This is a genomic window from Streptomyces sp. NPDC006207 (assembly GCF_040613835.1).
Classification (GTDB): domain Bacteria; phylum Actinomycetota; class Actinomycetes; order Streptomycetales; family Streptomycetaceae; genus Actinacidiphila.
Window position 1 is genome coordinate 145767 of sequence record NZ_JBEXSX010000009.1, and the last position, 12712, is coordinate 158478.

The 12712-nt window shown below is 73.0% G+C and carries 25 protein-coding genes; 4 read left to right on the forward strand and 21 right to left on the reverse strand.

Translation table 11 applies throughout. The annotated features are described in order from the left end of the window. Positions 1 to 188: 188 nt before the first annotated feature. From ABZ312_RS09785 to ABZ312_RS09795, 3 genes are all read left to right on the forward strand, one after another. Positions 189 to 977 (forward strand): DUF6233 domain-containing protein, encoded by a 789-nt coding sequence (locus ABZ312_RS09785; protein ID WP_500437104.1) that lies wholly within the window; start codon positions 189 to 191, stop codon positions 975 to 977. 41 nt (positions 978 to 1018) lie between these two features. After that, positions 1019 to 1777 carry a non-homologous end joining protein Ku gene (gene ku, locus ABZ312_RS09790; RefSeq protein WP_500437106.1) on the forward strand — a complete coding sequence of 253 codons (759 nt, stop codon included), beginning with the start codon at positions 1019 to 1021 and terminating at the stop codon, positions 1775 to 1777. A gap of 165 nt (positions 1778 to 1942) precedes the next feature. Further along, a complete protein-coding gene (locus ABZ312_RS09795) occupies positions 1943 to 2380 on the forward strand; it encodes a hypothetical protein (protein ID WP_500437108.1) in 438 nt (145 codons plus the stop codon). Positions 2381 to 2439: 59 nt separating this feature from the next. Here the strand turns inward: ABZ312_RS09795 and ABZ312_RS09800 are convergent, their stop codons facing one another. From ABZ312_RS09800 to ABZ312_RS09865, 14 genes are all read right to left on the reverse strand, one after another. Beyond that, positions 2440 to 3705, reverse strand: a complete 1266-nt coding sequence (locus ABZ312_RS09800; protein ID WP_500437109.1) for a hypothetical protein — start codon at positions 3703 to 3705, stop codon at positions 2440 to 2442. A gap of 88 nt (positions 3706 to 3793) precedes the next feature. Next, positions 3794 to 4231 carry a hypothetical protein gene (locus ABZ312_RS09805; protein WP_500437111.1) on the reverse strand — a complete coding sequence of 146 codons (438 nt, stop codon included), beginning with the start codon at positions 4229 to 4231 and terminating at the stop codon, positions 3794 to 3796. 59 nt (positions 4232 to 4290) lie between these two features. Further along, positions 4291 to 4575 carry a hypothetical protein gene (locus ABZ312_RS09810; protein ID WP_500437113.1) on the reverse strand — a complete coding sequence of 95 codons (285 nt, stop codon included), beginning with the start codon at positions 4573 to 4575 and terminating at the stop codon, positions 4291 to 4293. Then, positions 4572 to 4835: a hypothetical protein gene (locus tag ABZ312_RS09815; RefSeq protein ID WP_500437115.1), complete on the reverse strand. Its 264-nt coding sequence runs from the start codon at positions 4833 to 4835 to the stop codon at positions 4572 to 4574. Before ABZ312_RS09815 ends, ABZ312_RS09810 begins: the two co-directional genes overlap by 4 nt. After that, positions 4832 to 5296, reverse strand: coding sequence for a hypothetical protein (locus ABZ312_RS09820; RefSeq protein WP_500437117.1), 465 nt, complete (start codon positions 5294 to 5296; stop codon positions 4832 to 4834). The genes ABZ312_RS09815 and ABZ312_RS09820 overlap by 4 nt, the downstream gene beginning before the upstream one ends. Before the next feature lie 78 nt (positions 5297 to 5374). Then, positions 5375 to 5575 carry a hypothetical protein gene (locus ABZ312_RS09825; RefSeq protein ID WP_500437119.1) on the reverse strand — a complete coding sequence of 67 codons (201 nt, stop codon included), beginning with the start codon at positions 5573 to 5575 and terminating at the stop codon, positions 5375 to 5377. Positions 5576 to 5589: 14 nt separating this feature from the next. Continuing rightward, on the reverse strand, positions 5590 to 5958 hold the full coding sequence (locus tag ABZ312_RS09830; RefSeq protein ID WP_500437120.1) for a hypothetical protein: 369 nt from the start codon (positions 5956 to 5958) through the stop codon (positions 5590 to 5592). Beyond that, positions 5955 to 6443 (reverse strand): hypothetical protein, encoded by a 489-nt coding sequence (locus tag ABZ312_RS09835; RefSeq protein WP_500437122.1) that lies wholly within the window; start codon positions 6441 to 6443, stop codon positions 5955 to 5957. The genes ABZ312_RS09830 and ABZ312_RS09835 overlap by 4 nt, the downstream gene beginning before the upstream one ends. A gap of 28 nt (positions 6444 to 6471) precedes the next feature. Then, complete coding sequence (locus tag ABZ312_RS09840; protein WP_500437124.1) at positions 6472 to 6627, reverse strand: hypothetical protein; 156 nt, start codon at positions 6625 to 6627, stop codon at positions 6472 to 6474. Continuing rightward, the gene (locus tag ABZ312_RS09845; RefSeq protein WP_500437125.1) at positions 6624 to 6881 is read right to left on the reverse strand and encodes a hypothetical protein; all 258 of its coding nucleotides are present in this window, start codon (positions 6879 to 6881) and stop codon (positions 6624 to 6626) included. Before ABZ312_RS09845 ends, ABZ312_RS09840 begins: the two co-directional genes overlap by 4 nt. After that, entirely contained in the window at positions 6878 to 7549 is a 672-nt protein-coding gene (locus ABZ312_RS09850; protein ID WP_500437127.1) for a hypothetical protein, read from the reverse strand. Before ABZ312_RS09850 ends, ABZ312_RS09845 begins: the two co-directional genes overlap by 4 nt. Beyond that, positions 7546 to 8073, reverse strand: a complete 528-nt coding sequence (locus ABZ312_RS09855; protein ID WP_500437129.1) for a hypothetical protein — start codon at positions 8071 to 8073, stop codon at positions 7546 to 7548. The genes ABZ312_RS09850 and ABZ312_RS09855 overlap by 4 nt, the downstream gene beginning before the upstream one ends. After that, positions 8070 to 8705, reverse strand: a complete 636-nt coding sequence (locus tag ABZ312_RS09860) for a hypothetical protein (RefSeq protein WP_500437131.1) — start codon at positions 8703 to 8705, stop codon at positions 8070 to 8072. Before ABZ312_RS09860 ends, ABZ312_RS09855 begins: the two co-directional genes overlap by 4 nt. Continuing rightward, positions 8705 to 9418 carry a hypothetical protein gene (locus ABZ312_RS09865; RefSeq protein WP_500437133.1) on the reverse strand — a complete coding sequence of 238 codons (714 nt, stop codon included), beginning with the start codon at positions 9416 to 9418 and terminating at the stop codon, positions 8705 to 8707. Before ABZ312_RS09865 ends, ABZ312_RS09860 begins: the two co-directional genes overlap by 1 nt. 890 nt (positions 9419 to 10308) lie before the next feature. On the opposite strand from ABZ312_RS09865, the gene ABZ312_RS09870 reads away from it, so the two are divergent. Continuing rightward, positions 10309 to 10590 (forward strand): hypothetical protein, encoded by a 282-nt coding sequence (locus tag ABZ312_RS09870; RefSeq protein ID WP_500437135.1) that lies wholly within the window; start codon positions 10309 to 10311, stop codon positions 10588 to 10590. 2 nt (positions 10591 to 10592) lie between these two features. On the opposite strand, the gene ABZ312_RS09875 is transcribed toward ABZ312_RS09870, so the two are convergent. The 7 genes from ABZ312_RS09875 to ABZ312_RS09905 form a co-directional block, all read right to left on the reverse strand. Continuing rightward, entirely contained in the window at positions 10593 to 11042 is a 450-nt protein-coding gene (locus ABZ312_RS09875) for a hypothetical protein (RefSeq protein ID WP_500437137.1), read from the reverse strand. A gap of 90 nt (positions 11043 to 11132) precedes the next feature. Beyond that, positions 11133 to 11429, reverse strand: a complete 297-nt coding sequence (locus ABZ312_RS09880) for a hypothetical protein (RefSeq protein WP_500437138.1) — start codon at positions 11427 to 11429, stop codon at positions 11133 to 11135. After that, complete coding sequence (locus ABZ312_RS09885) at positions 11426 to 11659, reverse strand: helix-turn-helix domain-containing protein (protein ID WP_500437140.1); 234 nt, start codon at positions 11657 to 11659, stop codon at positions 11426 to 11428. Before ABZ312_RS09885 ends, ABZ312_RS09880 begins: the two co-directional genes overlap by 4 nt. Beyond that, positions 11619 to 11888: a hypothetical protein gene (locus ABZ312_RS09890; RefSeq protein ID WP_500437142.1), complete on the reverse strand. Its 270-nt coding sequence runs from the start codon at positions 11886 to 11888 to the stop codon at positions 11619 to 11621. The genes ABZ312_RS09885 and ABZ312_RS09890 overlap by 41 nt, the downstream gene beginning before the upstream one ends. 24 nt (positions 11889 to 11912) lie before the next feature. Next, the gene (locus tag ABZ312_RS09895; RefSeq protein ID WP_500437144.1) at positions 11913 to 12191 is read right to left on the reverse strand and encodes a WhiB family transcriptional regulator; all 279 of its coding nucleotides are present in this window, start codon (positions 12189 to 12191) and stop codon (positions 11913 to 11915) included. Beyond that, the gene (locus ABZ312_RS09900) at positions 12191 to 12499 is read right to left on the reverse strand and encodes a hypothetical protein (protein ID WP_500437146.1); all 309 of its coding nucleotides are present in this window, start codon (positions 12497 to 12499) and stop codon (positions 12191 to 12193) included. The genes ABZ312_RS09895 and ABZ312_RS09900 overlap by 1 nt, the downstream gene beginning before the upstream one ends. Further along, complete coding sequence (locus tag ABZ312_RS09905) at positions 12486 to 12707, reverse strand: helix-turn-helix domain-containing protein (protein ID WP_500437189.1); 222 nt, start codon at positions 12705 to 12707, stop codon at positions 12486 to 12488. Before ABZ312_RS09905 ends, ABZ312_RS09900 begins: the two co-directional genes overlap by 14 nt. Positions 12708 to 12712 lie beyond the last annotated feature (5 nt).

The window sequence follows — 12712 nt, forward strand, 5'->3', positions numbered from 1 at the left end:
GCTGCCGCTACGGGCCTGGTGGCAATCCGTTGTGCGACTCGTGCCTGCAGCAGCAGATGGAGCTGTGGGGGCCGGGTGTCCGGTTGGCCGGGCGCGGGCCTGCGGTGCCGATCGGGGGGTAACCCACACGAGGGGTCCGCGACGGACGGGGTTGGCTGTGCCCTCTCCCCCGCCCTACAGTCGAACGCGTGAGCGATTGGCGTGATGCGGTGGAGGTGCCGCCCCGGCGACCCGGGGACGGCGCCGAGCCGGTCGCCGTCACCGAGGCGTACCCGGAACACAACCGCCCCCGGGTCAAGCTGCAGATCGCCGGGCACCCGTACCGGGCCATCGCCGCCGAGCGCCGTGAGCACCCGGACGGACGGGTCGCGCTCCACCTGACGCTCTGGCCGGCCCTGCCCGACGGCCGCCGCCGCGCCTGGTTCTACTGGGACGACGCCGGGATGCGCATGGAATCCCGCGCGGTGAGCCCGGTCGAGGAGCAGCTCCTCGACGGCGACGTGGTGCGCGTCCATCACGAGGACCTGCCGACGGGCGTGCCGGGCGCGGACGTCGAGGCGTACCCGTCGGACCGGCGGCCGCGGGTGGAGGTGCGGGTCGGCGGCCAGTGGCACCAGGCGACCGTCTTCGTGAAGTTCCGGCACGCCGACGGACGGGTCACGCTGCTCATGCGGGTGTGCTTCCTCGAGGCCGACGGGTGGCCGGTGCACTACTGGCGGCGCTACTGGTGGTCGTCGGAGGCGATCCGCGTACCGGGCCAGCCGTCGGCGGAGCCGGCCGGTCGGGAGCCGGCGGCTGCGGGGTGGAAGCTCGCGCACGTGCCGGTGGACGGTGGGCGCGGCGTCCTGCACCGGGCACGCTGCAGGCTGGCCTCGGGTGGGACGCTCAACCGGCAGGAGGCGCTGGTGGCGCTGGAGGTGGACATCGTCTCGCCGTGCGAGGAGTGCCGCCCCGAGGCGGAGCTCCGGGCGGGCTAGTCCACCGTGCACCGCCCTGCCCCGCATCCCACGCTGTCGGTATGCGCGCGATCTGGACCGGCTACGTGACCTTCGGCCTGGTCAGCCTGCCCGTGCACCTCTACTCGGCAACCGACGAGCACGGCACCGGGTTCCACCAGGTTCATGCGCGCGACGGCTCCAGAATCAGGCACCGGAGGGTGTGTGAGAGCGAGGACGTCGAGGTCCCGCAGTCGGAGATCGCGCGAGGGTGGGAGCGGCCGGACGGCCGGACCGTCGTGCTCCTCGATGAGGACCTGGCCGCGCTCCCCCTTCCGACGAAGCGCACCGTCGACGTCTTGGGCTTCGTCGACGAGCGCGACGTCGACCCGGTCCTCTACTCCAAGCCGTACTGGGTCGGCGCGGCCGGCGAGCAGGGGCAGCGGCCGTACGCGCTGCTGGTGGAGGCCCTGGCGCGGCACGGCACCGTGGCGGTCGCAAAGGTGACGCTCCGAACCCGGGAGCGGCTGGCGGTGCTGCGGCCCCGGCACGGGATGCTCGTGCTCCACACGCTGCTGTGGCCGGAGGAGATCCGCGAACCCGGCGACCTGTCCAGCACGGCGCCGGTGACGGATCGGGAGCTGGAGCTTGCCGAGCTGCTGATGGACCAGCTCGCCGGGGTCGAGATCGCCGAGCTGCACGACGAGTACGCGGCGGCGCTGGAGCAGCTGGTGGTCGCGAAGATGACGGGGGCGGGGCTGGAGGAGCCGGAGGAGCCGGTGCCGGCCGTGGACCTGATGGCGGCGCTGGAGGCCAGCATCCGGGAAGCCGGAAGCCGCTGACCGCGCGCCTGCTGCGCGCTCTGCGGGCATGCGATCGAGCGCTGCCTCCTTCGTGCGGTCCGGGGCGATTCCTCCGCGTCTGCCGGGCTGGCGCCGTTAGGTTCTGCGCTCCCAGAACCACCAGAAAGGCACCACCAGATGCGTACCCGGCTTGCCCTCGCCACCGTGGCCCTGGCCGCTGCGGCGGCCCTCACCGCCTGCTCATCCGACGACGGATCGACGTCGGCGGCGAACGACTCCACCGCGGCAGCGAAGGCTTCGGCTGCCGCGTCGGCGCAGGCGGAGGCTGCGGGCCCCATCGATCACGTGAAGATCGTGAAGACCGGGGTCGAGGATCACGCCAGGGGCGACAACTCCTATGTCGTCCACTACACGATCACGAACCGGGGCGCGGAGACCGCCGACTACTTCGTGAGCCTGGACTTCTTGGACAAGGACGGCGACACGCTCGGCGGGACTGGCGTGACGGCCAACAAGCTCGGCGTCGGAAAGGTCCACACCGGCGACACGACCCCGCTGGAAGTCGAGATCACGAACGGCAAGATCTCCGACATCAAGTCGGTGAAGGTCGTGTCTGTGGAGCGGACTCCGAGCGCCGGCTGACCCGGCGACGGGCTGCGGCCCCCACCTGTGCCGGGTGGGGGCCGCTGTCGTGTCCGGGGTCAGGGCAGGCGGGGCGGGGCAATGCTGGTGGCGGCCGGGCCAGGCTTGATCGCGTCGGCGGTCTTGCGCTCCAGGAGGAGCGTCGCGGCGTCGGGGGCGAGGCAGGTGTTCAGAGAGCAAGTGACATATCCGCCGTCGCCGAGGAACAGCGTGGCGCCGCCGCAGGCCGGGCATCGGCCCTGCACGCGCTGGAAGGCGGTGCCGCCCCGGCTGTCGCTGTTGGCGGCGAGGAGTGCCCGCCACCGGTCGACGGTCCGTACGGAGACGTGTCCGGTCTGCTTGCAGGGTTCGCCGGGGTGGGTGTCGTGGGTGAACTCGCGCAGGACCTCGTCCACGACCGTGGCGAGGGTGGCGGCGCGGCCGCGGTGGTGGGCGATGCGGTCGGCGACCGCGCGGCCGAGGTCGGCGTCTTCGTCGGCCGGGTGGCCGTCGGCGGCGAGGACCTGGCGGACGGCGCCGAGGCCGGCGCGGGCCGTTTCGGCGCGGTCCCACGCCTTGCCCCACGCGCTGATGGCCAGGTGCTGGACGTCGGCGGGCAGGACGGTGCCGAGCCAGCCGACCAGGTCCTCCACGTCGACGCGGTCCAGCTCGGGCACCGCCGTGACCTGCGGGGCTCCGTCGGGGTGGACGACTTCCGGGGCCGGGTCGGGCGGCTCGTCCACCTGGTGCCAGCACTCGCTGGGGTAGTGCCCGGTGGAGGACTGGCAGTCGTCGCACTGCTTGCACCAGCCGCGCGAGCTGTGGTCCCAGTGGTCGTGCCCGCACCGGCACAGGTGGTCGCACGCGTCGTCGGCGGGGGTGTCGGCAATCTCGAATGCGGCATCGATCGCGGCCCGCACTTCGGCACGGCGCTCCCCCTGTCCGGACACTGTCCGGCCGGTGTCCGCGTGTCCGGACGCGGTGTCCGTGCTGGCCGGGGGCGGCGCGACGGGTGCGTGCTCGTTGCGGGCGAGCGGTGTCCGGACACCGTCCGGGGACACCAGGACAGCAACGCCGGACGGTCCGGACACGCCTGTCCGGGTGTCCTGCGCGGCCTGCAACGTGGCCTGGGCGCACCGGTACCAACGCACGTCGTCTTCGGGGTCGTACTGCCAGGGGCGGCCGGCGGGCGCGGCCACGATCGACCAGCCGTAGGCGACGCCGCGCCCGTCGGCGTGAAGGGAGAGGGCCAGGCCGTGGGGGTGGAACACGGTGCGATTGATCAGCCACAGCATGCCGCTGTCGCAGAGCTGCTTGAAGGCCAGGGCTTGGGTGGGGGTGGTCATGATCCGTCCAGGTGGGCTGCGAGGGCGAGGAGGAGGCCGATGCCGGCCAGGACGACAAGGGAGCGCCACCAGGCGCGCCAGGCGGCCCTCACGGGGCGGCCTCGGCCGGCTCGGGCAGCACGCTGCCGGTCGACGGCTCCTCGTCGGGCTGCGACACCGGAGGCTCGGACCGGGGGACCATGTGGAAGCGCTCCAGCAGCCCGAGGGCGATGGCCTCGAAGTGATGGGACGGCACCTTTGCGATCGCGAACTGCAGGGCGTGCACGACCTGGTCGACGCGGAGCTGCTGGACGTCGGCGGCCAGGGCCTCGTCCCACGCGTAGTCGCAGCGCAGGCACTCGCGCTCAAGCCGTTCGGGCAGCGGGCCCTGCTGGATTCCGCTGTCGCGCCGGATGAGCATGTGGGAGGCCAGGGCCCGCCGGTAGCGCGTGATGGCTTCGGTGTACGCGCACTTGGGGCACACGGTGTCGTTGCCGGAGTACGGCGGCAGCGCCGCCGGGACGACCGTGTCGGTGGTGGTGGTCATGGAGCCTCTCCTTGAGGTCGGTGCCCGGCCGCCGTGGTGACGGCCGGGCGGGGGGGTGGTCAGTGGCGGGGCGGTGCGGCCCAGTCGGGGTTGAAGCGCGGCGCGGGGGCGCGGCGGGCGTCGGCTCGCCAGGACCGGACGTTGGCCAGGGAACGGCGCGGGTGGAACGTCCAGGCGTGGGCGAGGGCGACGAGGACGACCAGCGCGGCGAGCGGCGTCAGGGGCGACCACGCGGGCCGGTGGTCCTCGGCCCAGTGCAGGAGGCGCCGCCCGGGCCGCAGTCGACCGGCGAGGTAGCCGCCGGCGACAGCGGCCAGGGCGGCGGCCAGGTGCCCGGCGGTCACTGGGCGCCGTCCCGGCGGCGGAGCAGGGCGCGGAGCTTGGCCGCGACCGGGTGAGCGGCGTCGGGCCCGGAGAGGTCGCGGGCGTCCTCGTCGAGCCGGTCGGCGCAGGCGTGGATCTGCTCCACGGTGCGGGCGTCCGGGGCGGGGTGGTCGGTGTCGGGGTCGCTCCAGCCGAACGGGCTCTCGTCGCGGTCCTGGGGGCACGCGATGGACGCGAGGCGGCGCAGCTCGTCGTCCGGGGTGGGCTGGGTGCTGCTCATCGGGTCCTCCCGTGGTCGTTCTGCTGCTGGCGGTTCTCCTCGTCGACGAGCTCGCGGGCCGCGTGCACGGCCATGTCGAAGACGATGCCGATGGCGTCGCCGACGTGGTTGGTGCGGCCGAGGGCGTCGCGTTCCCATGCGGCGGTGAACAGGGCGTAGGCGGTGGCGCGGTCGCGGTTGGCCCAGGCGGCGACGAAGCGGGCGGAGAACAGCAGCGCGGGCGGCGCCTCCTCCGGCCCTCCGGGGGTGCCGTCGGCGCGGGCCAGCTCGACGCCGAAGTCCGTGCCGGGTTCCTGGTCCCGCATCGCCTTGTAGACGGCGGTCTGGGCGAGCGCGGACAGCATGGCGGCCGTCTCGCGCGGGCCGAGGTCGGCAACGGTCTGCAGCAGCGCCAGGGCGCCGTCTGTGTCGCCGGCGAGCCCGCGGTCGAGCGCGCTGGCGATGGTGTCCGGGGCGGACATGGGGGGCCTTTCGGTAGGTTGCGGGGTGCGGGCCTCCCGCCCCGTTACGGTCGGGGCGGGAGGCTCGTCTGCTGGTGGTCATTCCTCGGCGGATCCGGCAGGGCGTGCCGCACCGCACCGGCATGTGTCCCTGGTCGGGTACTGGTCGTCCTTGCAGTCGGGGCAGCGCCACAGGAAGCCCGCCCTGCGGGCCACGCGCGCCAGGGCATTGATCTCGGCGCTGGTCTCGGCTGCGGCGAACAGCAGGCTGATCGCCCGGGCGCGGGTCTCGTCGTCCATCGGTTCTCCTTGGGTCAGCAGCCAGGGTCGGCCGCGGGGCGGGGGGCGTGGGGGCAGTGGTCGTCGTGTTCGGCGCCGAGGGACGTCCACCACCGGTCGCACTCGGTGCGGGCGACGACCGCGGCGGCCTTCGCGGCGGTGCGGGGCATCGGGCCGCCGACGTCGCCGAGCTGAGGCTGCACCGGCCGGATCTGCGCCCGCTGCATGTCGGCGGCCTCTTCGTCGAACACGCAGCGGATGGCCATCAGGGGCATCAGCGACGCGGCGGCGAACACGACCGCGAACAATCGGGCGTCGTGCTCCGCGCACATCACGCTGAGCCCAGCCAGGACGAGGCACGCCAGGCAGTTGAACAGGACGAGGAACCCGCCGGTGCGGCTCATGTGCGGCCCCCCGCCCGGCTCACTCGGTTGACGATGGCGGGGCCGTAGCCGAGCCACGGTGGTTCGCCGGGGCGCTTCGTGTTGCCGTTCATCTCGGCGGCGAGGTCGACGAACTCGCGGAGCGTCTTGCGGCGGTCGTCGGGGCCTCGGACTCCGGCCTGGACGTCGGCAAGGACGGGGCGCAGCGGGTACGCCTGGATCTCGATGCGGCCCCGGGTGGAGTGCAGGCAGTGGCGGTCGCCGATGTGGAGCCAGTCGGCGGCGTCCAGGCCGGCCGCCGTGGCGAGGCCGTCGATGCGGTCGCCCAGGGCGGTGCCGCCGTCGGTCCACGCGTGCCAGACGCGGGCGCCGCCGTCCGGCTTGGTGAAGACGACCCACAGGAACGTCTCGGGCTCGTGCCCGTCGAGGATGCTGTCGACGGCGGCCCGCTCCACGGGCGCCGGGTCGCCGGTCGCGGTCAGCATGGTGCGGGGTGCGGTGATCACGCGTACTCCTTGGGGTCGTTGGCGGGGCTCACGGGCGGGGCCTCCGGGCGGGGCGGGAGTCGGGTGGGAGGGCGGTCCGGTCACCGGCGGCGAGGCGCTGCAGGCGGCGGACGGACAGGGTCCGCCAGCCGAGCGCGGTCGCCCGGATCACGGCCTCCCTCAGCAGGTCGTCGGGGTCGGTCACTCGAACTCCCTGGGGTCGATGAGGCCGAGCACGATCGCCGACGTGCACGGCCAGTCCACGTAGTCGCGCGGCCACGGGCCGGGGGTGCCGGGGACGAGGCGCATGCAGCGGGCGCACACGTCGCGCTCGACGCGGTCTCCGCAGGCGTCGCAGGCCCCGCACATGCCGCGGTCGATCCGCCGGGGCCGGTGCCCGAAGTCGTCGCGGGACGGCGGGTAGCGGACCAGGTCCTCGGCCAGCACCAGGCGCTTCACGGCTCGGTCCTTGGCAGGTCATGCCGGGCGATCTCGACCCCGTACTCGGTGCCCGTGATCGGCCCGTACCTGGCGATCAGCTCGGCGAGCGGCTTCGGCGTGGCCCAGGGGTCGCCGTCGGCGAGGAACGTCAACTGCCCGTCCTCGTCGATGCCGTACGGCATCCACCAGTCCTGCCCACTGTCCAGGTGCCAGTGCACGGCGCTGTACGCGACGCCCTCGTGCAGCACCTTCGACTTGTGGCAGGCCGCGTCATGCCCGGGCGCGTCGAAGCACCGGCAGTTGTCCGCAGCGCCCTGTGCTGCCTCCAGCTCGGCGACGCGTGCACGCAGTTGCCGGGCTTCCTCCTCGAACCGCTGGGCGCGGGGGGCGTGGGCTGCGAGGGCGATCAGGTCGGCCCACTCAGCACCGTTGCCCTGCCCGAGAGCGTGGGCGAGGTCGTCGTGGCTGTCCGCGAGGTCGGCGCGGGCCTGGGCCGTGGCCCGCTCAAGCTCGGCGATACGCGCCCTCGGCCCGTCCACCTCCGCCGGCTGCGGTGCGGTGTCCTCGGCGGCCTGGATGTCGGCGAGGAGGTCGCCCAGCTCGCGGCGCACGGTGTCGGACATCTCGCCGTGCTTCACGATCACGGCCAGCGCGGAGGCAACGCCTCCCAGCGGGTTCGTCGTCACGCCGCCCCCTCCCGCTCCTCCGGCTCGACCGGCCACGTGTTGCCGTCACCGTCGTCGTGGTCCTCCCGGTGGTCGGGGTCCTCGATCACGCAATGGACCTCCGACCCGATGCCGTTGTGCGTCATCCCGTCGCACCGGGTGGGCTTCTCGGCGGGCGGCTGCACGGGCACCGCGGCGGCCGCCGAAGTGGCGACGTCACCGCCCTCCGGGGCCTCGATCACGCACGACCCGATCGAGTCGTGAGCCACCCCGTTGCACCGGGCGGACACCGCGACGGCTCCCGCCGTCCTCTCACGGACCAGCCGCCGCCGGGCCTTCATGCGCCGGTAGATCTGGTCGGCCGTCGGGTGCTCCCACGTGTGGGGCTTCCCTGACCGCGTTGTCTGCCGCCCGTGGCCGGTCGCAGGCAGGCCGCACCAGCGGCAGCCCATCGGCTGCGGCGGGCAGCAGTCCGGGAACCGGATCGCGCTGCAGCGCATCCCGGTCGGGTGGTGGACGTACGGCAGAGGTTCGAGCTGGCTCATCGGGCCAACTCCTCTCGGTTGTCGGATTGGGGCCGCTGGTGCGGCAGGTGCTTGTGGCTGTCGCGGGCCGCTGTCTGCGAGTTCGGCGGCTCGGTTTTCGTCTTCGTCGCGCGCTCCTGGCGGGCGCGGGCCAGGGCAGCGGCGTGCGTCCGGTCGGCGCTGGATCGGCGGGCGGCAAGGATCGGGCTGTCCAGCTCGCGCGGCTCGTCCGGCATCCGCCACCGGGCGGCTTCGGCCGGTGAGGGCTCCCGGGCAGCGGCGACGCGCTCGGCGGGCCGGTTGGTGTCCGACGTGGCGCCGGTCAGGAGGGCGCCGGTGCGGTTCCTCTCGCCGGTCTTGCCGGACCGGCGGCGGCCGTTACAGATCAGGCAGCTTCCCCAGCCCTCGGGGGCCAGGGGGTCGATCGGGCCGTGTGGGTGGTCGGTGCAGCCGGTGCGGGACTTCTTCCGGGCAAGGTCGGCGGCGATCCAGTACGCCTCGTCCAGGGCCTCCATGACCTTCTCGAAGTCCTCGGGCTCCGAGGTGTAGTCCAGGTGATAGGCGAGGTCGTTGGCGGTCGCCATGCGGGTCTGGAGGTCCTTGAGGCCCACGACGCGGGCGGCGGGGATGCTGCGGGATCGGCGGGATGCCATCAGGGGGCTCCTGGGGCTTGGGCGGGCTGGAGGGCATCGAGGCGGGCTTGCTTCTGCTGCTCGCGGTAGCGGCGGTACTCGCTGCTCGGCGGGGTGGCGCAGTGGTCCGGGTCGGCCTCCTGGGGCTCCTCGGCGGCCGGGGCACCGGTCAGGAAGGCGCGGGCGCGGTCGAGTCCGGCTTGGCAGCCGTCGCACACGAGATCGTCGGGGGCAGTGCCGGGGAACGGCTTATCGCAGACCTCGCACTGCTCCCGGTCGCGGTACAGGCGCGGCGGCCGGTGCTCGGGCACCCACCGCCCGGCTCGGCGGTCGTTGCGCCGCTGGGCGATCCGGGCCTCGCACGTCCGGCACGGGTCGCCGGTGTGCAGGTTCTGGCCGTCCTCGCAATCGACGTCGGGGCAGTACGGGGTCGGGCGCAGCAGCTCCTCGAGGACGCCGAGCGGCGAGCGGAGGACGCCATCGAAGTGGTCTCGCTCGTAGCCGTACGTCGTCCAGCGGCGGGCGGCGCGCTCCCCGAGCTGGTCGGGCGACCGGGTCAGCAGAGCCTGGGCGGTCACCTCGCGGTTCACGTTCGGCAGGTGGCCGTACGGGAACTTCTCGGTAAGAACGGCCCGCAGCGAGGCGGGGAGCAGCGCCTCCGTCGCGTAGATGGCCTGCCGGACCTCGGCCGGGAACGGGCTCTCCTTGTGGGCGGCCCTGCGGGGCTTCGGCACGCTCCCGGCCGCGGTACGGCCCAGCTCCTGGCCATCGTCAGCAACATCAGCAGGACCGGTCTTGTCCGTCGCGGCGCAGCCGCTGGCAGCCTCACGCGCGCTACCACCCGCAGTAGCCCTACGGGCGTCAGCGGCGCTACGCGCCGAAGGCGCTGTGGTTTCTGGGGTCTGGTCCATAGAGGTCTGGTTCATAGAGGTCTGGTTAGTGCCCGCTTTTTGGGGAGATGGGTCCCCCGCTTTTTGGGGGGAGGGGTATCCCTCTTTTTCGGGGGACCCCTCCTGACCTCCTGTCTTGGCAGGTGCCGTCGCCATGGACCAGCCGGCCCAACGGCCTTCAAGCTCGGACTCCTTGACGCCGTAGAAGTCACTCAACGAAGTCGGGCCGGTGTAGCCGGGGGGCGGGTTGAACCGCAGTACGTACCGGTACGCGCGGCCCTTCGGCGTAGCGATCTCCTCGACACGGACCGCGCCCACCGCTTCCAGAGCGCGCGTGTAGGGAGTGACCTTGTCGCTCCTGCCCAGCTGGAGAACACGCGCGATGGACGCCTGGCCGGGGAAGGCGACGCGGCGGCGACCGTCCTTCGGGGCGTGCATCGCCAGGAACGCGTACTCGCGCACTGATTGGGCCTTGAGGTTCGGGTGCAGCGTGATCCAGTCCGGGACCTGGGCAAAGCCGGTCGGCCAGTCATCGCTGACACCGACCTCGTCGGGCGCGCAGTCAGCCATGTATGGGAACACCTCCTCTCTGTGGTCCGGGGTAGGCGGGGCAAATCGCCATGCGTCTGGCGATTTCGACATAGCCAACATACACTTGTACAACCGCATGTTGGCTACAGACACAAGGGTGTGTCCACAGAGGTGTGGCCATGGCGGTGTGGAACGATCAGCGCATGCCAGTGGAGGACGCTTTGACCCGCCTGCAGCAAGCCGCCGCCGTCAGGACCCGCGCCGAGGAAGAGGCCCAGGCCATCCGCGACCGAGCCGCCGCGGAGTTCGCCGACGCAGTGGTCTACGCCCTCACCGAGGGCGGCATGAAGCCCAAGGAGGTCGCCGAGGCGACCGACGTCAGCTACGAGACGATCCGCCGCATCGCCCGCGCCCGGGACATCGAGCGCCTCCGGGAGCCGACCGTCACCAGCCGCAAGAAGGCCGGCGAGCCCGGCCAGTCCTGACCTCACCGGGTGGCCGCCTGTCGGGCGAAGTCGAGCGCGGTCCAGCGCCGATTGAGGGCTCGCCGCTGCCGGTCGGTGAGCTGGACGTACCGGTCGTACACGGTGCGAACGCGGGCGGCTTCGACCGCCCACGACGGGAACAGGTCCTCGGTGGACGGTTCGACGTCGCCGACGGGCTCGACGACGTACAGGTCCCCTCGGGGGAACAGGGACGCGTACCAACGGGCGTACTCGCGGTCACTGGTGAGGTAGACGCGGTCGGGTCGTTCGGTGAGCGGGTCGACGATGCCGAGGCCGGGAACGTGGGGCTGCTGGCCGGCTTTCTTCGCTGTGCAGATCGGGCAGCCGTCGACGAAGTTCGGTTCGTGCGGGGTGAGGAGGTCGCCGGGCCTGAGGCCGGGGATGCCGCCGTGGAAGAACCTTCCGGGCAGCGGTGGGGCGCTGGAGGGCATGGGAGCTTTCCGGGGCTGTGAGGGCGGGTGAGGGCGTGTGGGTGGCCCCCCGGGGAGGCAGGTTCCCGGGGGGGCCGGTCTGGGGGTGGGTCAGCCGCAGGGGCCGACTTCGATGTCGATGTCGATGTCCTTGCGGTGGCGGGGGGCGCTCGAGGACGTCACGCCTGACGGCCGCCTGGTGGTCTGGCGGGGCGGGTCGGCCTTCTTCCACGAGCTGGGGCCGCGGGTGGCCTCGGGGGCGACGGCCGCGCCGGCGAGGCCGAGGCTGGTGCAGTCGGCGGGGGGCGGGTCGCCGTCGACGTGGATGCACCCGGCGGCGAGGGCCGCCATGAACGCGACGGCGACGGCGAGGAGGGCCCAGCCCGGCCAGTACGGGCGGGCGTTCACGCGCCGCCTCCCTCGGCGGCCGTGGTCTTGGGGGCCTTGCGGCGGGTGCGTGGGCGCATCTTCACGCCCATCTCCTGCAGCATTTCCCACGTCGCCCCGTACGACCGGTCGAAGTACTCGGCGACGGCGCGGACCGACGACCCGGCCACATAGAGCTCGGCCATCTTCCCGGCCATCTCTGACCGCTCGTCACCCTTGATCCGTGCCCGGTAGTTCTTGCTGGTCACCACGTTGGCGCCTCCTTCTCTCGTTCTCGTACGACTCGGCTTGCTCGGCGATCTGTCGGGCGATGGCCTCCTCGGCGCACACCTTGTGCGCGGGCTTGCGCTTGGAGTCGCGCAGGTTGGTGAGGCCACCGCAGTAGCGGCACGGTTTCTGGAGGTCGGACCAGTGGTCCCAGGACTTCCAGTTGAGGACGACCCCGGTGACAGGCGGCGCGGGCCGCTGCCCCTGGGGCATGGGAGGTTCCTTCCTTCCGTCGGGTCATGCGGCAGCGGCACGGCTGCTGAGGGCGCGTCGTTCGTCGGGGTCGAGGCCGCCCCAGATCCCCCACGGGTCACCGGCCTCCAAGGCCCGGTCGAGGCAGGACAGGCGGCACGAGCACAGGCCGCACAGCCGCTTGGCCTCCATGACCGCGAGCGGGTCGCTCTCGCGTTCCGCGAACCACATGTCGGGGTCCTGGTGCGTCTTGCATTCGGCGTCGTCGCTCCAGTGCGGAGGACGGGCGGAGGTGTCGGGTGCGTAGCGGCTGGGGCGAGCCATCAGGCGTGATCTCCTCCCGTGAGCCCGGACATGTCCGGGCCGGTGTCCACGGACACGGCCGGAGGCGTGTCCGTGCAGGTCAGAGCACCGCCCCCGGGCACCTCGGGGGCGGTGTCCTCCGCCCTGTCCCCGTGTCCGGGGACAGGTGTTTCGGGTGTCCGGACACCGCGGCGGCGGCCCGTCGGGCGCAGCCGCCACCACACGGCACCGGCCACGCCAAGGCCGACGGGCGGCCCCCACACGAGGACCGTGCGGGCGGCGGCATCGACGGCGGCGCCGTACGCGAAGACCACGTCAAGCCACGACATCGGCCCGCGCCTCCCGCCACCGTGCGACGGTCCGCTCGCTGATGCCGAGCCGCCGGGCAACCTCCTTGTCGTCGACCTCGGCCTGGTACATCAGCTCTGCGGCGACCCGCTGCTCCTTCTCCTGCAGCTCCGGGAGCGGCCAGTCGCCGTTCACGACCCGCCGCACGGCCACGTAGTCGACGTCGCGGTGCCAGGTGTCGCCCTCCATCGCGG